This is a genomic window from Gemella haemolysans (assembly GCF_901873445.1).
Classification (GTDB): domain Bacteria; phylum Bacillota; class Bacilli; order Staphylococcales; family Gemellaceae; genus Gemella; species Gemella haemolysans_C.
The window spans coordinates 17,587-38,973 of the sequence record NZ_CABFLN010000030.1; the positions used below are offsets into that span (position 1 = coordinate 17,587).

Here is a 21,387-nt window from a genome sequence, read left to right on the forward strand (position 1 = left end):
ATTTTTGATGTATAATATTAATATAGTATGTATTGTAAGCACAGGAGGATTAGAAGTAATGACAACTTCATTTGAGGAATTATTAAATAGCTCAGAAATGCTGAAAAAAGGAGACAAAGTAACTGGTACAGTATCTAAAATCGATAACGATAAAGTATACGTTGATGTAGCAGGAGCTCAATATGACTGCGTAATTTTACGTAATCAAATTACAAGAAAACCATTCGAAAATATTGAAGAAGTATTATCAGTTGGCGATGAAGTAGAAGCTCAAGTAACAGGAATCAGAGCTGACCGTGAAAAAAAATCAGAAGACGTACCTGGTGTAATTTATTTATCACACAAAATTTTAGAAAATGCTGAATATAAAAAATTAATGGAATTATCTTGGACAGGAATCATTGAAAAATTCGAAAATGGTGAATTAATTCAAGCAACAGTTTCAGGACAAACTAAAGGTGGATTATTAGCAGACGTAGAAGGATTACGTGCGTTTATCCCAGGTTCATATATCGACACTAAATTTAGAAAAGACCTATCTAAATTTGTAGGAAATGAGTACACATTCAAAATTGAAGAAGTGGATAAATCTAAAAATAAAATTATCTTAAACAGACGTGTAATTTTAGAAGAAGAAAAAGCTAAAAAATTAGCAGAAGTTTATGGTAACATTAATGAAGGTGATGTTATTGAAGGTAAAGTTAGTCGTATTACTGACTTCGGTGCTTTTGTAAACATTGGTGAAGTTGACGGATTACTTCACATCTCAGAAATTTCTCACGCTCGTGTAGAAAAAGTTTCTGACGTACTTTCAGTTGGGGATACAGTTAAAGTTGCTGTTATCGCTGTAGATAAAGAAAATGAAAAAATTTCACTTTCAGCAAAAACATTATTACCAACTCAATGGGAAGTAGCTCGTGCTACAATCAAAGCTGGTGATGTATTGGAAGGAGTTGTTCGTAACACAACTGCATTCGGTGCTTTCGTAGAAGTTTTACCAGAAGTTGAAGGATTAGTTCACATTTCTCAAATTTCTCATGATAGAGTAACAAACGTAGAAGACGTTCTTAAAAAAGGTGACAAAGTTACTGTAAAAGTATTAGAATTTGATTTCGAAAGCGAAAGATTATCTCTATCAATCAAAGAACTTTTAGAAAAACCAGTTAAAGAAGAAGTTAAAGAAGAAGCAGAATACGATACTTCTTACTTAAAAGATGAAGATACTTCATTTAGTTTAGGTGACAAATTTAAAGACATCGAACTTTAATTTGAAAAAATAGAGAAATAAAGGCAGTAGATAGCTTGTCTATTGCTTTTATTTTTTAGGTATAAAGATAAAGTAATAAAATATAGATATGGAGGTAAAAAAATGGCAAAACCAACAGTTGCGATAATAGGTAGACCTAATGTAGGTAAATCTACAATTTTCAATAAGATTATTGGTGATAGACTTTCTATCGTAGAAGATGTAGCAGGTGTTACACGTGATAGAATTTATTCAAAAGCAGAATGGTTAAACTATTCATTCTTCATGATTGATACAGGAGGAATTGAGTTAGAAGATACTCCATTCCAAAAACAAATCAGAGCACAAGCAGAACTAGCTATCGATGAAGCCGATGTAATTATATTCTTAACAAATGGTCGTGATGGTGTTACAAGTGATGATGAGGAAGTTGCAAAATTATTATATAAAACTGATAAACCAGTAGTATTAGCAGTTAATAAAATTGATAATTTTGATATGAATCATATGATTTATGATTTCTATTCATTAGGATTTGGAGATCCATTCCCAATTTCAGGATCACACGGATTAGGTATTGGTGACTTACTAGATGAAGTATGTAAAAACTTTAAAGTTCTAGAAGAAGAGGAAGAAGATGAGAAAATTAGATTCTCTCTAATTGGACGTCCTAATGTAGGTAAATCAAGTTTAATCAACACTATCTTAGGAGAAGAACGTGTAATTGCTTCTGATATCGCTGGAACAACACGAGATGCAATAGATACTGATTTTAAACATAATGGAGATGAGTATGTCGTAATCGATACAGCTGGTATTAGAAAACGTGGTAAAGTATATGAAAGTTGTGAAAAATATTCAGTTCTTCGTTCTCTTAAAGCTATTGAACGTTCAGATGTCGTCTTAGTTGTTCTTAATGCCGAAGAAGGTATTATTGAACAAGATAAGAAAGTAGCCGGATATGCTCACGAATCTGGAAAAGGTGTAATCATCGTTGTTAACAAATGGGATGCGATTGAAAAAGACGATAAAACTATGAAAGAATTTGAAGAAAAAATTCGTGATAGTTTTGCATATCTAGACTATGCTAAAATCGTTTATGTTTCTGCAAAAACAAAACAACGTGTATTTAACATCTTCCCATTAATTAAAGAATCATATGAAAATAGACAACGTCGTATTCAAAGTTCAACACTTAATGAAATTGTTGTTGATGCAGTTTCTATGAATCCAACTCCACAAGATAAAGGTAAGAGACTTAATATTTTCTATGCATCACAAGTTGCTATTAATCCACCAACATTCGTGTTCTTCGTGAATTATCCAGAACTTATGCACTTCTCATATGAGAGATTTTTAGAAAATAGAATTCGTGATTCATTTAACTTTGAAGGAACTCCTATTAAACTATTAGCAAGACAAAGAAACTAGTGGAATAGATTAGTTATTCAAATTTTAAAATATTAACTTAATAAAACAATAAGAGAGTGGTTCTAAAATGATTTTAGAACTGCTCTTTTATGTTAATAATTTCATGAAAGGAAACATGAAAACAATCCACATTATTTTCATTTAAATTAAATGGTAAAATTTAGTCAAAATACTAGAAAATATACTTAGAACATGGTATAATTCAACTTATATAATTTACTAATTAGGAGGTAATCTATATGCCATTAGGATATTATGGAATGTCAGGAAGTTATATACTTTACTTTTTACTAATTATGTTAATCCCTTTATGGGCTCAATTCAAAGTAAAAAGAACATACGAAAGATATAAAAAAGTAAGAACAAAATCAGGATTAACTGGAAAAGAAGTTGCAGAAATAATAATGCAAGCAAATGGAATTACAGGTGTTAGAGTAGTTAGAGGTGAGGTTGAATTGTCAGACCACTATGATCCAACTAATAACGTTGTAGTTTTATCACCAATCGTACATGATCAACCAACAGTTGCATCAGTTGCAATTGCTGCACATGAAATCGGTCACGTTATTCAAGATAAAGTAGCAGACTACAAACCAATGAGATGGAGACACTCACTAGTACCATTAGCAAATCTTGGAGGAAACTTATCAACTATTCTTATTATGGTAGGATTCTTATTAACAGGATTAATCGGACAATTTGGTTATACTATTGCTTGGGTTGGAGTAGGATTTATGCTATTTGCAGTACTATTCCAAGTAGTAACACTACCAGTAGAGTTCGATGCTTCAAAACGTGCTTTAGAGCAAGTAGTTGATTTGAATATCGTAGATGATCAAGAACACAGACACTGTCGTAAAGTTCTAACTGCAGCAGCATTAACATATGTAGCAGCAGCGATGGTTGCTTTAATGGAACTATTGAGATTCATATTTATTTTATTAAACAGTAGTAATAGAGACTAATAATTAATTTTGACCAATGTGGTCAGACTAATAAAAAACGGCTAGTAGTCAAGATTTTTATAAAATCACGATTTACTAGTCGTTTATTTTTTTATATTAGAGTTGAACAAAAAATCCTAAATTTTAAATTAGTTTATATTAAGACTCATAAACATTCTAGCGAATTGATACCAAAATTCGCTTTATAAAAACTTTTCAGATATCTCATAAACTTTGTGGGATAGACTCGCCAAAATAGATTTCTCTAAAATTACGATTCTTGTTTCACCCACAGTTAAGTAAATAACAAAGCTAAATAACAAGTTAATATAGCTTTCATAATATCCATATTAGTGTTATAATATTGTAAGACTATATAATGAAGAGGTAAAAAATGATTTACGGAATAGGTTGTGATATCGTCGATATTCATCGCTTCGAAAAATATGTTGATGATAAAAAACGACTTGAAAAATTATATACAGAAAATGAATTAAATGAATTTTATAAAATAACAAATAAAAGAAGAAAAATGGAATTCCTTGCGGGACGCTTTGCGGTAAAAGAAGCAGCCTCTAAAGCACTTGGAGTTGGAATTTCTAAGGAGTTTTCTTTTCATGATGTTGAGGTGAAAAAAGATGAGCATGGGAAACCATATATAGAATATGGCGACTTTAGGACACATCTGACTATAAGCCATACTGATACAACAGTAGTGGCGTTTGTTGTTTTAGAGAAAGGGGATTAGATTAATGATTAATGATAGACCAACACAATTAAGAGTAAATTTAGATGCATTGCTTAATAATTATAATAAGTTAAATGGTCTTAATAATGAAAAAATTGGATTAGCTATTGTTAAAGCTGATTCCTATGGATTGGGTTCGAAAGTAATCGCAGATCATTTATATCAAAATGGAGTCAGACATTTCGCAACAGCAACATTAGAAGAAGCTTTAGAACTTAAAGATGTTATTAAAGATAGCATGGTCCTTGTATTAGGAGTTATAAATCCCCAAAATGTTAAATATGCAGTAGAAAATAATGTCTCTTTAACTTGTCCTTCTAAAGAGTGGTTAGAAGAATCTTTAGTACACTTGCAAAAAATTGAAGGAAAATTAAAAATACATGTTAAGCTAGACACGGGAATGGGAAGAATTGGAACTTCTGATTTAGAAGAACTAAAAGAAATTGACAACTTATTAGATTCGGAAAAAACTGATTTTGAAGGAATTTTCTCGCATTACTCAAATGCTGATGGAGAGGATGATAATTATGATAATTATCAGACAGAAAACTTCGAAAGAAGTCTTAAAGTTTTCACACATAAACCAAAATACATTCATATAGAAAATTCGGCTGGTACAGTTAAGTATAGCAATAGAGATGATCAGTATAATCTTAAAAGAATTGGTATTGCTATGTATGGATGTTATCCAAGTGGAAATATTGAGAAATTAGATAAGGTGCAACTAGAACCTGTAGCTAGTTTAGTTAGCAAAGTAACACATGTGAAAAAATTTCAGGCAGGACAAAAGCTTGGGTATGGTATTAGTTATGAAGCTAAACAAGATGAATATATCGCGACAGTACCAATAGGATATGCTGATGGTTTACTAAGGAGAACTCAAGGGTTTAAAATTAAAGTCGGATCTGAAGAGTGTGAAATTGTTGGACGTGTATGTATGGATCAACTTATGGTTCGTTGTAGTGAAAATGTAAAAGTGGGAGACGACGTACTATTCTTTGGAGAATATAACGGACAAAAAGTTTCAGTAGATGCTTTTGCAGAATATCAAAATACAATAAGTTATGAAATATTTTGTTGTATAAATAAACGTGTTCCAAGAGTTTATTATAAAAATAAGATGGAGTTATAGAATGTACGAGAAAATTACAAAAAATTTGGCAACTAAGCTAAAGATACAAGATAAGTATATAGTAAATGTATTAAATCTATTAGAAGAGGGAAATACAATTGCTTTTATCGCTAGGTATAGAAAAGAATTAACAAATTCATTAGACGAAGTTGCTATAAAACAAATACAAGATGAATTTAATTATTTAAAATCTCTTGAAGAAAGAAAAGAAGAAGTAATTAGATTAATTTCAGAAAAAGGTCTACTTACTGATGAGTTGAAAAAAGATATTTTAGCTCAAGAAAAACTACAAAGGGTAGAAGATTTGTATCGACCGTTTAAAGAGAAAAAACGTACAAAAGCAACGATAGCTAAAGAAAAAGGATTAGAGAAACTAGCTAACTATATTCTGAAACTTCCAAAATCTTTAGAAGATTTGAATAAAGAAGCTACTAAGTATATAAATGCTGAAAAAGAGGTTAATACCACTGAAGAAGCAATTAACTATGCACTAGATATTATTGCAGAAAATATTTCTGATAGTGCAAAATATCGTGAGTATGTACTTGAAAACACTAGAAAATTCGGTCAAATTACTTCAGTGCTTAAAAAAGGTGGAGAAGAGAAAGACGAAAATTCTACATACAAAAACTACTATGAATTTGGTGAACAAATATCAAAAATAGCTTCACATAGAATTCTTGCTTTAAATAGAGCAGAAAAAGAAGGAATAATTCGAGTAAGTATAGAAAATGATAAAGATAGATTACATAATTATATTCTTAGAGGATTAACAAAAAATCGTCAAACAGTAATAAATGAATTACTATTAGAATGTATTGCTGATAGTATGAAACGTTTAATCTATCCATCTATCGAAAGAGAAATTCGAAGTGACTTAACGAAAAAAGCTGAGGAAGACTCTGTTGTTATTTTCTCAGAAAACTTAAAACAACTATTAATGCAAAGTCCACTAAAAAATAAAAAAGTTTTAGGAATAGACCCAGCGTTTAGAACAGGTTGTAAGATGGCAATTGTTGATGAATATGGTAATTTTATAGATAAAATGGTAATCTATCCTCATAAACCAGCATCAGCAGATAAACAAGAAAAGTCTAAAAAAGATTTAATTAAATTTATTAATAAACATAATATTAATCTGATTGCTATCGGTAATGGGACAGCATCTCGTGAAACTGAAAAATTTGTTGTAGATAATTTAAAAGAAGCGGGATTAAAAATTGACTATGTTATTGTAAATGAAGCGGGAGCAAGTGTTTACTCAGCGAGTGAAGTAGCTCGTGAAGAATTTCCTGATTTTAACGTAGAAGAGAGAAGTGCAGTATCAATTGCACGTCGTATTCAAGATCCGCTAAGTGAACTAGTAAAAATTGATCCTAAGTCAATCGGTGTTGGACAATATCAACATGATATAACACCTAAATTTTTAGAAAAAGAACTAACTTTCGTAGTTGAAACAGCGGTAAATAAAGTAGGGGTAAATGTTAATACAGCCTCAGTATCTTTATTATCATATGTTTCAGGTGTTAATAAGCAAATAGCTAAAAATATTGTGGCTTATCGTCAAGAAAATGGAAAAATAGAAACTATTAAAGAAATTGCTAAAGTACCAAGATTAGGTAAGAAAACATATGAGCAATGTGTAGGATTCTTTAGAATACCAGATAGTAAAAATATTTTTGATGCTACAGGTATTCACCCTGAGAGTTATAAGGCGGCAGAAAACTTATTAAAAGAATTGAAATTATCTACTAAGGAAGTTGGAACTGAAGAGTTTGCAACTACTGTGGAAGCTGTAGATAAGAAAGAACTTGCAGAAAAAATCGGTGTGGGAATAGAAACACTTGAAGATATAATTAAAGATTTAAAACAGCCATTACGTGATGAACGTGAATCATTTGCTAAACCATTGTTAAAATCAGATATTCTGACAATAGATGACCTGAAAATTGGTGTGAAATTAGCTGGAACTGTTAGAAATATTACACAGTTTGGAGCTTTTATAGATATAGGTCTTAAGCAAGATGCAATGGTTCATATTTCAAAAATCAGTAAAAATTATATTAAAAACCCATTAGACGTTCTTAGTGTAGGACAAATCGTTGATGTGTATGTTATTGATGTAGACAAAGAACGAGGTCGTGTCGCACTAGCAATGTTCAAAGATTAAAGGAGGTAGAAATGAGTAATAACAAATCAAAATACCTTCCAAGTATAGATAGCTTGAGGGCATTGGCGGTATTAGCCGTTATTATTTATCACGTCGATGTAAATTACCTACCAGGTGGTTTCTTAGGTGTTGATTTATTCTTTGTTTTATCAGGTTATTTAATTAGTTCATTGATTATTAAAGAATATAAAAAGACAGGCTCTCTTAATTTATATAATTTTTATTTAAGAAGAGCTAGACGTTTATTACCAGCAGTTTATTTTATGATAACTGTAGGATTGATAGTGATGGTGCTATTCAATGATGTATTACTACGTAAAAGTCATCTTGATGCCTTATTTGGTTACATATATTCAAGTAACTGGTGGTATATATTCCATAAATTAGATTACTTTGATAGTTTTGGTTCGCAAAGTCCATTTAAACATTTATGGTCATTAGCTATTGAAGAACAATTTTACATGGTTTTCCCATTGTTATTTTTAATATTTAATGGGAAAAAGAAAGCCAAAGATGGAACATATAAATTAAATAAGAATTTTTTATATGTTGTAATTGGAATAATATTCGCTTCATTATTAACTCACATATTACTATTTGATATTAATAATATTAGTCGAATTTATTTTGGAACTGATACAAGAGCATTTTCATTACTTGTAGGAGTAGTAGGTGCGATTTTATATCCTATGGATAAACTTAATACAAAAGTAACACCTAAAGAAAATATGCGCTATAGTTTAGTATCATTAATTTCGATTGCTATCTTAATAACTATTATGATTTATACTTCAGAGTATAATACCTGGCTATACCGTGGAGGATTCTTACTTGTAGCTATTTTAGGTCTAGTAATTATTATAAGTAGTGGGAAACAACATACAATAATGTCGAGACTATTATCATTTAAACCAATTGTATTTATTGGTAAAATTTCTTATAGTTTATACTTATGGCATTTTCCAATTTTAGTTTTAACTACACCAGTGTCAGAAATTGGTAATCCTAATATTTTATATGTAATATTACGAATTATACTTACATTTGTTGTAGCTATTATAAGTTACGTATTTGTTGAGACACCAATTCGAAAACTAGGATTTATAAACTACGTTAACTTGGTTTATAAAAAAATAGTAAAACGTCCTAAAAAAACAAGAAAAGTATACGCTAGTATTATAGGTGTAGTATCATTACTATTTGTGATGGGGATATTTGGAAAAGGTGTTCCATTCCTTTCAACAGCATTTGTAAAAGAAATGGAAAACAATAAAGAAACTCAATTTGTAAATAATCAAAATAATAAAAGTGATAATAATCAAAATAAATCTACTGACGAGAATAAAGATAACAAAGAAAATAAAGATGATAAAAATAATTCAGACAAGAAATATAGTTCTGTAGTTGTTATGGGAGATTCTCTGACAGTTGATATCGGAGAGAAATTTAAAGAGTTGTATCCAGGAGCTGTTATCGATGGTAAAATTGGTCGACAATTATATATGGCAGTGGATGAAGCTAAAAATTACGCTCAATATAACAATGAGAATTCAGCGATAATATTCCAACTAGGAACTAATGGACCATTTACTGAAAGCCAACTTGATGAATTAGTGAAGATTTTTGATAAAGCTGATATTTACTTCGTTAATGTTAAAGTACCAAGAGCTTGGGAAAAAACTGTAAATTCAGAGTTAACAAAAGCAAAAGAAAAATACTCTAATGTAACTATAATCGATTGGTATTCTGTAGCAAATGGTAATACTACTTTATTCGAACCAGATAAGGTGCATTTAAAACCAGTAGGTGCTGAAAGAATGGTTGATTTAATAGTGAAAAATCTTAAACGACCAGTAGAAATTAAAGAGGGAATGACTCAAAAATCGTGATTTCTTAAGAAACAAGATTTTGTCGTGTCATCCCCGCACAGTTTATTAGATATCTAAAAAGCTTTTATAAAGTGAATTTAGATATCAATAAACCACTGCGGCTATGAGTTCTCATATACACTTTGTTAAAATTTAGGGCTTTTGGACCAGCTCTTTAAATTTAAATGAAAAACTAAGTAGTTTTAAAAGACTGCTTAGTTTTTTTGTATTAAAAAATAATAACAATATAAAAACGAAGAAGTCTTATTTAATTAGAATTAAGTTTAGTTTCTCATGAATTTTTGAATATCATAAATTTAAATAATTTTTGTGATTGAAACATAAAGATAACAATTGATAAGGCTTTTCTTGGTGAATTGTTGAACTTTCATTGAAATATGAATATAGTTTGTGATATAATGATTTAGTATTATAAATTTATTTAATAGTAAAAAAAAGGAGATAACTATGACAAAAGTAAGAGTAAGATATGCACCATCTCCAACAGGAAATTTACATATCGGAAATGCAAGAACAGCATTATTTAATTACCTTTTTGCAAAACATTACGGTGGAGACTTCGTACTAAGAATTGAAGATACTGACTTCAAACGTAATAAAGAAGAAGGTGAAAGAAGCCAACTTAAATATATGGATTGGCTAGGTCTTGACTATGATGAAGGTATTGGAAAAGAAAAAGAATTCGGTCCTTACCGTCAATCAGAAAGAATCGATATCTATCAAAAATACGCAGATCAACTTATTGCTGAAGATAAAGCATACAAATGTTACATGACTGCTGAAGAATTAGAAGCGGAAAGAGAAGAGCAAATTGCTAATGGATTACCACCACGCTATAGTGGAAAACATGCTCATCTTACTAAAGAAGAACAAGAAGCATTTGAAAAAGAAGGTAGAAAACCATCTATCCGTATTCGTGTTCTACAAGACAGAACATATAAATTCGATGATATGGTTAAAGGTGAATTATCATTTGAAGGACATGACTTCGGTGATTTCGTAATTATTAAAAATGATGGAGTAGCTACATATAACTTTGCGGTGGCAATCGATGATCATTTAATGCAAATTTCTCACGTTCTACGTGGAGATGATCACGTTTCAAATACACCAAAACAACTTGTTGTATATGAAGCATTAGGATTTGAACCACCAAGATTTGGTCACATGACCCTAATCGTAAATGAAAACAAGAAAAAATTATCTAAACGTGATGAAACAATCATTCAATTCATCGAACAATATGATGAATTAGGATACCTTCCAGAAGCATTATTTAACTTCATTACATTATTAGGATGGTCTCCAGAAGGTGAACAAGAAATTTTCACTAAAGAAGAATTTGTTGAAATTTTCGATGAAAAACGTTTAAGTAAATCACCGGCGTTCTTCGATAATAACAAACTAACTTGGATTAATAACCAATATATTAAAGCACAACCGTTAGAAAGAATCGTAGACTTATCATTACCATTCTTCGTAAAAGAAGGTGTTGCAACTTCTGAAGAAGTTGAAGCAAATAAAGCTTGGTTTGAAAAATTAATTTCTTTATACCAACCACAAATGAGTTATGGTGCTGAAATCGTAGAATTAACAAAACAATTCTTCGTAGAAGAAGTAAAATTTGATGAAGAAGAGTTAGAAATTCTAAAACAAGAAACAACAGCAACAGTATTCGAAGATTTCTTAACAAAAGTTGAAGAAGTAGAAGAATTTACTGCTGATAACATCAAAGTTTTAATCAAAGCTATTCAAAAAGATACTGGAGTAAAAGGTAAAAACTTATTCATGCCAATTCGTATAGCTTCTACAGGATCAATGCACGGTCCAGAATTAAACACAAGCTTAGAATTACTAGGTAAAGAAAGAGTAGCATCTAGAGTAAAAGCTGCATTAGAAACAATTAAATAAAAAGTTTTAAATTTTTATAAATTAAGGGTGAAATAAATTGAGAATATCTAATTTTAGATTAGCCCTTAATTTTAATTTTCCAGCTGGGAAAAATAAGAGAAGAAATATAAATAAATGTAAAGAAAATATCTTGACATTTATCAGTAAATAAGGTATTATTACTTATGATATTGTTTATATATCTTCACGAGTAAGCCCCGGAAAACTTAGTCGTTATGACAGATTAAAAACAACATCTAGGAGGAAAAAAGACATGCGTCAAACATATATGGCAAAGCCATCAACTGTAGAAAAAAAATGGTATGTAATCGATGCTGAAGGACAAACTTTAGGTCGCTTATCATCAGAGGTAGCTTCAATTTTAAGAGGGAAACACAAACCTACTTATACACCACACATCGATACTGGGGATAATGTAATCATTATCAACGCTGAGAAAATTGTGTTAACTGGTAAAAAATTAACTGATAAAATTTACCGTCGTCACACAATGCACCCAGGTGGGTTAAAAGAAAGAACTGCTGGATTAATGGTAGAAAAATATCCAGAAGAACTTTTAGAACTATCTATCAAAGGTATGTTACCAAAAAATACTTTAGGTAGAGCTCAAGGAATGAAACTTCACGTTTACCGTGGAGCTGAACACCCACACGCAGCACAAAAACCAGAAAAATACGAATTACGTGGATAATATAGGAGGAAATAATTAAATGGCACAAGTAGAATATCGCGGTACAGGACGCCGTAAAAGCTCAGTAGCACGTGTAAGATTAGTACCTGGAACAGGGAAAGTTGTTATCAACAACAGAGAAATGCGTGAATACTTACCATTAGAATCATTAGTATTAGACTTAATGCAACCTTTAGAAGTTACATCTACTACAGGTAACTATGACGTTTTAGTTAACGTTAACGGTGGAGGATACACAGGACAAGCTCAAGCAATCCGTCACGGAATTGCACGTGCTTTACTAGAAGTAAACCCAGAATACCGTAAAGACTTAAAACCAGCAGGATTACTAACTCGTGACCCTCGTATGAAAGAACGTAAAAAATACGGTCTTCGTGGTGCGAGACGTGCTCCTCAATTCTCAAAACGTTAATATTGGTCTTATACCAAAGTACGTCAAGGCAACAGAGAACTTTCTCTGTTGTCTTTTTTCTTAGTATTATGTTATTAACTCAGAAAATAGTTAGTAACATAAAAAACTGAGTTACCTATAATTTAGTAGTAATCTCAGTTTTCTAATTTAACACATTTTATTCATAAATTTCAGAATCTTTTAGTGTGAAAATAACTTCAGTTCCTGCTGGATAATTATCTAAAGATAATAATAATATTTTTTCTTCGATTTTCTTAGGTTTAATTTCTGCAATAACTTGAGCTATTTCATTTAATTCATCATATAAGTTTTTAAATAGTTTAGCATCTTTAACATTTATTTTTGGGTTGATTTGATATACTGGTGTTTCTCCAAACCATGTATCTTCGTTTTTAAAGTCAATTTCAGATTTCTCATTAATCTTAAGTTTTATTGATATATCATAATCAAATGTGTATCTATCGAAAAGTTTAGCTAGACTACTAATATAATCGTGAGAGCCTTTGTTAGAGCGATTGATAAATTTTAGTTTAGCACTATAATCAATTGCATTAAGATCTAAAATTTCAGCCATTTTAAATACATCGAATTCATCATATACATCTGAAACAACAAAATTAACTTTGACATCATATCCTACACGTTGAAATTCCTGATATTTTTCTAATAATTCTTCTACTGTTACATCTTCTAGATTTTCTCTAACATTAGTAACAGACTCTTTACCATCTTCTATAACTTCCTGTTTGGGATACTTTACAGTCAATAAATAATTCATTCAATTATTCCTCCTTCATAATTAACACATTACTATTATACCTATCTTTCCATATATTTACAATAGTATGAACAAAGTTTAAGCTTATATTAGCAATATGATTTTAATATAAGGAAATAATCGTAAATTTAAAAGTTAGAGTATAATAATCAAATTATTAAAGTGGAAATTTAAATATTAATATTATGATAGATAATTATATAAAAACATGTATCATAAAATTAGTTAAATACTTTTATTGTAATTAATATTTAAACTTATTAATAATATTAAAGTTTTTAGAAAAAGACTTAGGTAAGCGAATCTTGACAATTTTATCGAATATTTATATAATAAGAAACATAAATTTAAAAAGGAGGTCATTGCATATGAAAATAATTGCAATTTCAACACGAAGTGTCGATTATCAATCAGATGCTGGTATAACGAAGAGACGTCTATACATTAATGGTTATTTTTCAGAAGTAGCAGAAGAAGCTGGATTTATATTATTCCCGGTTTGTTCACAAAACGGAATTGAGGAAATTGTAGCCATGTGTAGTGGCCTTATAATTGCTGGAAGAGATCGGGATATTAATCCTAGATTTTATGGAGAAGAACCTTTAGAAGGATTAGAGTATCCTGAAGATTCTTATGAGGATGAATTAGACTTTAAACTTATAGAACTTTTCGAGAAAAATAATAAACCTATTTTAGGGATTTGTAGTGGATTACAAAGTTTAAATATTTATCATGGTGGTTCATTAAAACAACATATAGATGAGCATACTAGTAAAGAAAAATTAGTTCGTCATACTATTGATATAGAAGAAAATTCATTTGTTCATAGTTTATATGGAAATAAAGCAGAAGTAAATTCAATTCATCATCAAGCGATAAATAAAGTTGCAGAAGGCTTTAAAGTTACAGCAGTTTCAGAAGACGGTACAATAGAAGCTATAGAAAAAGGAAATTTAATAGGAGTACAATGGCATCCTGAAGTGGACTTTGAAGTTGATACTTTTAAGAAGTTTCTTAGTTTGTGTAACAAATAATTTATAAAGTTGCGAATATAAAATTAATAAAAATGAAGATTATAACATCAAAATAGTTGACTATTAAGTAAAATAATGGTAAACTAGTCTTTGTGTAAAATAATAGCAGTGGATTAATTGTTATTGCCTCTATGTTATACATTATTTAATGTGGCAACTCGTAGCCTATGCTGCTAGGCGAAGTTCCAGTTTTATAACATATACAACAACGATAATCGTGCTTTTTGTTTTCACAAAAATAAAAACAAAAAGATATAAGGAGGAGCACATAATGGCTCGTTTTACAGGTTCAACTTGGAAAAAATCTCGTCGTTTAGGAATTTCACTAAGCGGTACTGGTAAGGAGTTAGCTAAACGCCCTTACGCACCAGGACAACACGGTCCTAACTTAAGAAAAAAACTATCTGAGTATGGTTTACAATTACAAGAAAAACAAAAACTTCGTTACCTACACGGAATGAACGAAAAACAATTCCGTAAATTATTCGATAAAGCTGGTAAATTACAAGGTCTTCACGGTGCTAACTTTATGGCATTACTTGCTACACGTTTAGATTCTGTAGTATACAGCTTAGGATTAGCTAGAACTAACCGTCAAGCTAGACAATTAGTTAACCACGGTCACGTTCTTGTAGATGGTAAAAAAGTAGATATCGCTTCTTACGCTGTTAAACCAGGTCAAGTAGTTTCAGTAAGAGAAAAATCTAGAAACCTTGATATCATTAAAGAAGCTGTTGAAATCACTAACTTCGTACCTGAATACTTAACTTTTGATGCTGATAAATTAGAAGGATCATTAGTAAGACTTCCAGAAAGAAGTGAATTACACCCAGAAATCAACGAACAACTTATCGTTGAGTACTACAGCCGTTAATAAGACAAAGCCCTTTAAACTAGCGTTTAAGGGGCTTGTTTTTATTTATGTGCAAAATAAAAAGTCAAAACTAGTTTGTTTTTAGCTATAAAATAATTTTAAAATATTAGAATCAAGAGAGTACCTCTTGTCACTTGGATTATTTCATCATAAATTGAAGAAAATTAGTAGCAGGAAGAACTGAAATTGTATTTTTTAATTTCAAATTATCAACAAAAACATAATAGTTTAGTTATATTACATCAAAAAATATTGTATTATCGATTATCTATAATTTTCATTAAAATAGTATAAATTTAGAAAATAAATTAAATAAATTAATTTTGTATAAAATTTTTATCTTTTAATAAAATTATATACTATTAGCGAATAATTTTGTAAATAATTTTGTAGATATCTTAAAATAGAACGCTAAAAATAATTGAAGTATAGTTATGAAACAGTTTTGTTGTAAAAATACAACAGCTGTTTTTCAAATTTCTTTTCTTAAAATAATTGATACTTATTTTCATAAAAATAGTATTAATTTAAAATTAATAATACTCATTTAATAGGGTTTCTTTCTTTATTTCCTATATTTAAATAGAGAAAATATTTTCACTATTACTTTCATAAAAAAACGCTTTCATTTTGTGGGCATCTATGCTATAATACAAGTACAGAGAAAAAATAAGGAGGTAAGGGAAATGATTATCGGAGTACCAACAGAAATTAAAAATAATGAAAGTAGAGTGTCTGCAATTCCGGGAGTAGTACATGAATTAGTGCTAGATGGACACACTGTGTATGTAGAAAAAGGAGCAGGTTTAGCTTCAGGTATTTCAGATGCTGAGTATGAAAAAGTGGGTGCTGTTTTATTAGATAAAGCAGAAGATGTATGGAATAAATCTGATTTGATTTATAAAGTTAAAGAACCAATCCCATCAGAATATAAATATTTTAGAAAAGGTTTAATTATTTATACATACTTACATTTAGCAGCAGATCCAGAATTAACTAAAGCAATGGTGGAATCAGGCACTATAGGTATTGCTTTTGAAACAGTAAAAGTAGGTCGTACATTACCTTTATTAAGACCTATGAGTGAAATTGCAGGAAGAATGGCTGTCCAAGAGGGAACAAGATTCTTATCAAAAGTACAGGGAGGTAAAGGTAAATTATTACAAGGTGTACCAGGGGTTCAACCAGGGCATGTTGTAGTTATTGGTGCAGGGGTAGCAGGAACTGCAGCAGCTACAGCAGCTTCAGGATTAGGAGCTCGTGTTACAATGTTAGATGTTAACTTAGATCGTTTAACTGAATTATCACATATTTTCGGTGGTAAAGTAGAAACAGTTTACTCTAATAAATTAAATATTGCAAATGCAATTAAAACTGCTGACTTAGTAGTAAGTACAGTATTAATTCCAGGAGCTAAAGCACCAAAACTTGTTACTAAAGAAATGATTAAAGATATGCCAGATGGTGGTGTTATCGTAGACGTTGCTATTGACCAAGGTGGAACAACAGAGTTTACAGAAGGTCGTCCTACAAGTCATGATAAACCAATATTTGTAGAAGAAGGTGTATTGCACTATTCAGTTGCTAATATTCCAGGTGCAGTAGCTGAAACGGCAACATATGCATTATGTAATGCTACAGCTAAATATGTAAAACTAATAGCTAAATTAGGAGTTAAAGAAGCAGTGGCTAAATTCCCTGAATTAGTACCAGGTGTTAACGTAGCTAACGGAAAAGTAACATTCAAAGCAGTTGCAGATGATTTAGGATATGAATATACTCCAGTAGAGCAAGCTTTGTAATATAATATTTAAAAATAAAATATAGAATAGTTATATTGTAGAGGAAGTGGTATGTATATTTATAATATGTTATCCACTTCCTTTTATTAGATGGTAGGAAAATTTAATATAAGAAAAAATATATTATTTTATTAGGTTATTTATTATTTGATTTTTTCTTTACTTACATAAGTAAATCAATTAGTAGCGAATAATCTATAACTGTGATATAATTAATAAATATTATTAATAGGGGAGAATATTTACTTTAAATTAGGAGGAAATTATGAGCGTTTTTAGAAAAAAATCAATTGATTCAATTTTAGCTGAATCAAGAAATAAAACGTTGAATCCCACGATGAAAACTATGGATTTAGTTCTATTCGGAATTGGGGCGATTATTGGTTCAGGTATTTTAGTATTAACAGGTAAAGCATCAGCAGAAGCTGGACCTGCAGTAGTATTTTCATTTTTAATTGCAGGATTAGCATGTTGTTTAGCAGCGCTATGTTATGCAGAACTAGCATCGACAATTCCATCAAGTGGTAGTACATATACTTACTTATATGTATCTGTTGGTGAAATTGTAGCGTATGCGATCGGATGGGTTTTAATAGGAGGATATGTTCTTACAGCCGCAACAGTAGCCAATGGGTGGTCTAGTTACTTCTCTCGACTATTAGCAGGGCTAGGTGTAGATCTTCCAAAAGAAATTTATACATTACCTTCAGCAGGTGGATATGGAAATATCCCAGCGATTATTATCGTACTGTTAATTACTTTTATTCTATCAAAAGGAACTTCAAGTAGTAAAATGGTAAATAACCTTATGGTAGCTGCAAAAGTAGGTATTGTAATTTTATTCATTGTTGTTGGTGCATTTTACGTTGAACCAACTCACTGGACAAATAATTTTGCTCCAACAGGATTTTCTGGAGTAATGTTAGCTGCTACTACAGTATTCTTTGCTTATTTAGGGTTTGATGCTATTTCAACTTCAGCAGAAGAAACAATTAACCCTGAAAAAGCATTACCGAAAGCAATTATTATCACAATGATCGTTTGTACAGCTTTCTATATTCTAGTATGTTTAGTATTAACAGGAGTTGTGGAATACAATAGACTTGGAACTGGGGATGCGTTAGCATTCGTATTAGAAGAAGTTGGGCAAAATAAAGTTGCTGGTATCGTATCTCTTGGTGCGGTAATCGGACTTATGGCTGGTATTTTATCATTCATGTATGCAGGTATTCGTATTACTTATACAATTGCTCGTGATGGATTATTACCAAAAGGTTTAACAAAAGTTAATGCAAATAAAGTACCAAGTACTGTAACTTGGGGATTAGGAGTTTTAACAGCCGTTCTAGCTGGTTTCTTACCATTAGGTAACCTAGCAGACTTAGCAAACGTAGCTTCAATTATAGCATTTGCGTTAGTAAGTTATACTACTATAGTATTCTACAAAAAATTCCCAGATTTAAAACGTGGATTTAGAGTACCAGGTATGCCGATATTACCAATTATCTCTATCGTTTTATTCGGAGCACTATTATACAGTGTTAAATTAACAACATGGATTATCTTCATTGTTTGGGTAATCGTAGGTATGATAATTTACTTTACGTTCTCATACAAAAACAGTAAGTTAAAATAATAAAACAGAAGTAACTCAGCAAAAGAGATTTCTAAGAGAGGTAATAGCCCTCCAAAATTTGGACAAATTTTGGGGGCTATTACCAGATCTTAATTGTTGAGTTGCTTTTTTGTAATTATTTAATTTATACACCAGACCATAGGTTACGCTTGTTACTTTTTGCTTTATTTTGTGCCTTTTTATATTTTTCTAAGTACCTAGTATCGGGTGGTTTTACGTATTTTACTTCAGCCAAACCAGACACTAGTAATTCTTCTTGAACATTTTTGCCATCAGCATAAACATAACATAGAGCTCTATGATACTTATCCTCTTTTTGATAAACATCAAATTCAATTTCAACATTTTCAGCGTTAGACAGAAGTTTTCCGTTTAAATCACTAGCTTCAGGTCCATATTTTTGAACTTCGACTCCTGGTTTAACTGTTTCAGGAGTATCGATAAGTAAATATCTCACTTTTAATTCTTTATGGTTAAATTGAACTAGAATTGTATCGCCATCAATTTTTTTAAGGAATTTAACCTTATATTTAGTTTTATCACCTTTAATTAATATACCATTAATATTTGCTTCCTTATAGTCATCTCCATGAGTATTTATAATTGAAATAATAATCATAAAGATACTTAGGAAGATAATAAAGAAGATTATAAAAACTTTCTTATTCATAATTATTCCCCCTTATAATTAATTCTATCACTTTTACTGAAAGTTATAAAGTGATAATTTAACACGAAAATTTTAAACTTTTAATGTTAAATTTTACTAATAATTATAAACTTAATATTGATTTATATAATAAAATATTAACTCTAAAGAGTTTACTATAAGTTTAAAGAAGAGCTTATAAAATAACGGTTTCAACTTGTATATATATGATTAATTATTGTTTCAATGTTTCCAAATAATACTTTATTTAAACAGTGTTAAATTAAGTATAAACAGATACTTTGTAAACGTACTCTTTCGGTGGTAGTATAATATTACAATAAAAAACAAAGGAGAAAAGAATATGACTAAATTAAAAAAAGAAAATTTTAAGATGTTTATCAATGGGGAGTGGGTAGATGCTGAAGACAAATTAGTATTAAAATCATATAATCCAGCTAATTCTGAATACTTAGCAAACTTCCCAGATGCAACAGAAGGAGATGTAAATAGAGCAGTAGAAGCTGCACAAGAAGCGTTTAAAACTTGGAAATATACAACAGTATCTGAACGTGCAGCTTTACTAAACAAAATTGCAGATATAATTGATGCTAATACAGAATTATTAGCTACCGTAGAATCTTTAGATAATGGAAAACCAATTCGTGAAACACTAAACGTAGATGTTCCATTCAGTGCTAGACATTTTAGATACTTCGCAGGATGTATTTTAGCTGATGAAGGGCAAGCAACAGTTTTAGATGAAAAATTCCTAAGTTTAGTTCTAAGAGAGCCTATTGGGGTAGTAGGGCAGATTATTCCTTGGAACTTTCCATTCTTAATGGCAGCTTGGAAAATAGCACCAGCACTAGCTGCAGGTAATACAATTGTCCTAAAACCATCAAGTATTACATCTCTTAGCTTACTAACATTCGTAGAATTAATTCAAGATGTGTTACCGAAAGGTGTATTAAATGTAATCACAGGACGAGGAAGTAAATCAGGGGAATTCCTAAAAAATCATCAAGGATTAAATAAACTTGCATTCACAGGATCTACAGAAATTGGTAAGAAAATTGCTGTAGCAGCTGCAGAAAAACTAATTCCAGCTACATTAGAATTAGGAGGTAAATCTGCTAACATTATCTTAGATGATGCTAATATTGAAAAAGCACTTGATGGGGTACAATTAGGTATTTTATTCAATCAAGGTCAAGTATGTTGTGCAGGTTCAAGAATTTTCGTACAAGAAGGAATCTACGATGATTTTGTAGCAAAAGTAAAAGAAAAATTTGCAAAAATTAAAATCGGTGATCCACTAGATCCAAATACACAAATGGGTAGCCAAATAGATGAAAAACAAGCAGAAAAAATTGTTAATTATATCGAAATAGCTAAAAAAGAAGGTGGAGAAGTAATCGTTGGTGGTGAGCGTTATACAGAAAATGGATGTGATAAAGGGGCATTCGTTAAACCAACATTAATCGCTGGAGTAAACAACGGTTGCCGTATCTCTCAAGAAGAAGTATTCGGACCAGTTTCAGTAATTATTAAATTCAAAACTGATGAAGAAGTAATCGCTCAAGCTAATGATAGTGAATACGGACTTGCAGGAGCAGTATTCTCTACAAATATTACACGTGCATTAAACATCGCACGTAAAGTAGAAACAGGAAGAATGTGGGTTAATACTTATAACCAAATCCCAGAACATGCGCCATTTGGAGGATACAAAAAATCAGGAATTGGACGTGAAACTCACAAAGTAATACTAGAACATTATTCACAAATGAAAAATATCTTAATTGACTTAAGTGATGATGTATCAGGATTCTACAACTAGTATAATAACATAAAACTATGATCATGAAGCAACTTAGAATTAGTATAGTTTTGAGTTGCTTCTTTTGTTTTTTATTCTTATAAAATGAATTTATCTCTTAAAATAACAAAGTAATTATTAATTTTTTGATGTAAATTAATTTTGAAAATAATATTAATTTTTTTTTTGGATATTTAGTATAAATATGATAAAATAAA

At 30.4% G+C, this 21,387-nt stretch carries 17 protein-coding genes; 15 read left to right on the top strand and 2 right to left on the bottom strand.

Annotated features, from left to right (window positions below):
* Positions 1 to 58 precede the first annotated feature (58 nt).
* From rpsA to rpsI, 10 genes are all read left to right on the top strand, one after another.
* On the top strand, positions 59 to 1,267 hold the full coding sequence (gene rpsA / locus JX287_RS04485) for a 30S ribosomal protein S1 (protein WP_204642756.1): 1,209 nt from the start codon (positions 59 to 61) through the stop codon (positions 1,265 to 1,267).
* Positions 1,268 to 1,369: 102 nt separating this feature from the next.
* Complete coding sequence (der, locus tag JX287_RS04490; RefSeq protein WP_048803331.1) at positions 1,370 to 2,677, top strand: ribosome biogenesis GTPase Der; 1,308 nt, start codon at positions 1,370 to 1,372, stop codon at positions 2,675 to 2,677.
* A gap of 239 nt (positions 2,678 to 2,916) precedes the next feature.
* Positions 2,917 to 3,642: a zinc metallopeptidase gene (locus JX287_RS04495; protein ID WP_318263724.1), complete on the top strand. Its 726-nt coding sequence runs from the start codon at positions 2,917 to 2,919 to the stop codon at positions 3,640 to 3,642.
* Positions 3,643 to 4,015: 373 nt separating this feature from the next.
* A complete protein-coding gene (gene acpS / locus JX287_RS04500) occupies positions 4,016 to 4,369 on the top strand; it encodes a holo-ACP synthase (protein ID WP_204642759.1) in 354 nt (117 codons plus the stop codon).
* A gap of 4 nt (positions 4,370 to 4,373) precedes the next feature.
* Entirely contained in the window at positions 4,374 to 5,501 is a 1,128-nt protein-coding gene (alr, locus tag JX287_RS04505; protein WP_204642762.1) for an alanine racemase, read from the top strand.
* Position 5,502: 1 nt separating this feature from the next.
* Positions 5,503 to 7,671 carry a Tex family protein gene (locus JX287_RS04510; protein ID WP_204642765.1) on the top strand — a complete coding sequence of 723 codons (2,169 nt, stop codon included), beginning with the start codon at positions 5,503 to 5,505 and terminating at the stop codon, positions 7,669 to 7,671.
* Positions 7,672 to 7,682: 11 nt separating this feature from the next.
* Positions 7,683 to 9,560, top strand: coding sequence for an acyltransferase family protein (locus tag JX287_RS04515; protein WP_204642768.1), 1,878 nt, complete (start codon positions 7,683 to 7,685; stop codon positions 9,558 to 9,560).
* A gap of 447 nt (positions 9,561 to 10,007) precedes the next feature.
* The gene (gene gltX / locus JX287_RS04520) at positions 10,008 to 11,471 is read left to right on the top strand and encodes a glutamate--tRNA ligase (RefSeq protein WP_204642772.1); all 1,464 of its coding nucleotides are present in this window, start codon (positions 10,008 to 10,010) and stop codon (positions 11,469 to 11,471) included.
* Positions 11,472 to 11,724: 253 nt separating this feature from the next.
* Complete coding sequence (gene rplM, locus JX287_RS04525) at positions 11,725 to 12,162, top strand: 50S ribosomal protein L13 (RefSeq protein WP_003144827.1); 438 nt, start codon at positions 11,725 to 11,727, stop codon at positions 12,160 to 12,162.
* A gap of 19 nt (positions 12,163 to 12,181) precedes the next feature.
* Positions 12,182 to 12,574, top strand: coding sequence for a 30S ribosomal protein S9 (rpsI, locus tag JX287_RS04530; RefSeq protein ID WP_003145894.1), 393 nt, complete (start codon positions 12,182 to 12,184; stop codon positions 12,572 to 12,574).
* Positions 12,575 to 12,731: 157 nt separating this feature from the next.
* On the opposite strand, the gene JX287_RS04535 is transcribed toward rpsI, so the two are convergent.
* Positions 12,732 to 13,352 carry a hypothetical protein gene (locus tag JX287_RS04535; protein WP_204642775.1) on the bottom strand — a complete coding sequence of 207 codons (621 nt, stop codon included), beginning with the start codon at positions 13,350 to 13,352 and terminating at the stop codon, positions 12,732 to 12,734.
* A 368-nt stretch (positions 13,353 to 13,720) separates the two neighbouring features.
* Between JX287_RS04535 and JX287_RS04540 the strand changes: the two genes are divergently transcribed.
* The 4 genes from JX287_RS04540 (at position 13,721) to JX287_RS04555 (ending at position 18,698) form a co-directional block, all read left to right on the top strand.
* Positions 13,721 to 14,386 (top strand): gamma-glutamyl-gamma-aminobutyrate hydrolase family protein, encoded by a 666-nt coding sequence (locus JX287_RS04540; RefSeq protein ID WP_204642777.1) that lies wholly within the window; start codon positions 13,721 to 13,723, stop codon positions 14,384 to 14,386.
* A 271-nt stretch (positions 14,387 to 14,657) separates the two neighbouring features.
* On the top strand, positions 14,658 to 15,260 hold the full coding sequence (gene rpsD / locus JX287_RS04545; RefSeq protein WP_048803338.1) for a 30S ribosomal protein S4: 603 nt from the start codon (positions 14,658 to 14,660) through the stop codon (positions 15,258 to 15,260).
* Positions 15,261 to 15,946: 686 nt separating this feature from the next.
* Positions 15,947 to 17,062: an alanine dehydrogenase gene (ald, locus tag JX287_RS04550; protein WP_204642780.1), complete on the top strand. Its 1,116-nt coding sequence runs from the start codon at positions 15,947 to 15,949 to the stop codon at positions 17,060 to 17,062.
* A 265-nt stretch (positions 17,063 to 17,327) separates the two neighbouring features.
* On the top strand, positions 17,328 to 18,698 hold the full coding sequence (locus JX287_RS04555; RefSeq protein ID WP_204642783.1) for an amino acid permease: 1,371 nt from the start codon (positions 17,328 to 17,330) through the stop codon (positions 18,696 to 18,698).
* A 124-nt stretch (positions 18,699 to 18,822) separates the two neighbouring features.
* Here the strand turns inward: JX287_RS04555 and JX287_RS04560 are convergent, their stop codons facing one another.
* Positions 18,823 to 19,368 carry a thermonuclease family protein gene (locus tag JX287_RS04560; RefSeq protein WP_204642800.1) on the bottom strand — a complete coding sequence of 182 codons (546 nt, stop codon included), beginning with the start codon at positions 19,366 to 19,368 and terminating at the stop codon, positions 18,823 to 18,825.
* Positions 19,369 to 19,711: 343 nt separating this feature from the next.
* Here JX287_RS04560 and JX287_RS04565 point away from each other — a divergent pair, with 343 nt between their 5' ends.
* Positions 19,712 to 21,190: an aldehyde dehydrogenase family protein gene (locus JX287_RS04565; protein ID WP_204642817.1), complete on the top strand. Its 1,479-nt coding sequence runs from the start codon at positions 19,712 to 19,714 to the stop codon at positions 21,188 to 21,190.
* Positions 21,191 to 21,387: the final 197 nt, after the last annotated feature.

Excerpts from the sequence above, each read along its gene's own strand:
- rpsA (WP_204642756.1), top strand. The coding sequence starts at position 59 with ATGACAACTTCATTTGAGGAATTATTAAATAGCTCAGAAATGCTGAAA.
- der (WP_048803331.1), top strand. The coding sequence starts at position 1,370 with ATGGCAAAACCAACAGTTGCGATAATAGGTAGACCTAATGTAGGTAAA.
- JX287_RS04495 (WP_318263724.1), top strand. The coding sequence starts at position 2,917 with ATGCCATTAGGATATTATGGAATGTCAGGAAGTTATATACTTTACTTT.
- acpS (WP_204642759.1), top strand. The coding sequence starts at position 4,016 with ATGATTTACGGAATAGGTTGTGATATCGTCGATATTCATCGCTTCGAA.
- alr (WP_204642762.1), top strand. The coding sequence starts at position 4,374 with ATGATTAATGATAGACCAACACAATTAAGAGTAAATTTAGATGCATTG.
- JX287_RS04510 (WP_204642765.1), top strand. The coding sequence starts at position 5,503 with ATGTACGAGAAAATTACAAAAAATTTGGCAACTAAGCTAAAGATACAA.
- JX287_RS04515 (WP_204642768.1), top strand. The coding sequence starts at position 7,683 with ATGAGTAATAACAAATCAAAATACCTTCCAAGTATAGATAGCTTGAGG.
- gltX (WP_204642772.1), top strand. The coding sequence starts at position 10,008 with ATGACAAAAGTAAGAGTAAGATATGCACCATCTCCAACAGGAAATTTA.
- rplM (WP_003144827.1), top strand. The coding sequence starts at position 11,725 with ATGCGTCAAACATATATGGCAAAGCCATCAACTGTAGAAAAAAAATGG.
- rpsI (WP_003145894.1), top strand. The coding sequence starts at position 12,182 with ATGGCACAAGTAGAATATCGCGGTACAGGACGCCGTAAAAGCTCAGTA.
- JX287_RS04535 (WP_204642775.1), bottom strand. The coding sequence starts at position 13,352 with ATGAATTATTTATTGACTGTAAAGTATCCCAAACAGGAAGTTATAGAA.
- JX287_RS04540 (WP_204642777.1), top strand. The coding sequence starts at position 13,721 with ATGAAAATAATTGCAATTTCAACACGAAGTGTCGATTATCAATCAGAT.
- rpsD (WP_048803338.1), top strand. The coding sequence starts at position 14,658 with ATGGCTCGTTTTACAGGTTCAACTTGGAAAAAATCTCGTCGTTTAGGA.
- ald (WP_204642780.1), top strand. The coding sequence starts at position 15,947 with ATGATTATCGGAGTACCAACAGAAATTAAAAATAATGAAAGTAGAGTG.
- JX287_RS04555 (WP_204642783.1), top strand. The coding sequence starts at position 17,328 with ATGAGCGTTTTTAGAAAAAAATCAATTGATTCAATTTTAGCTGAATCA.
- JX287_RS04560 (WP_204642800.1), bottom strand. The coding sequence starts at position 19,368 with ATGAATAAGAAAGTTTTTATAATCTTCTTTATTATCTTCCTAAGTATC.
- JX287_RS04565 (WP_204642817.1), top strand. The coding sequence starts at position 19,712 with ATGACTAAATTAAAAAAAGAAAATTTTAAGATGTTTATCAATGGGGAG.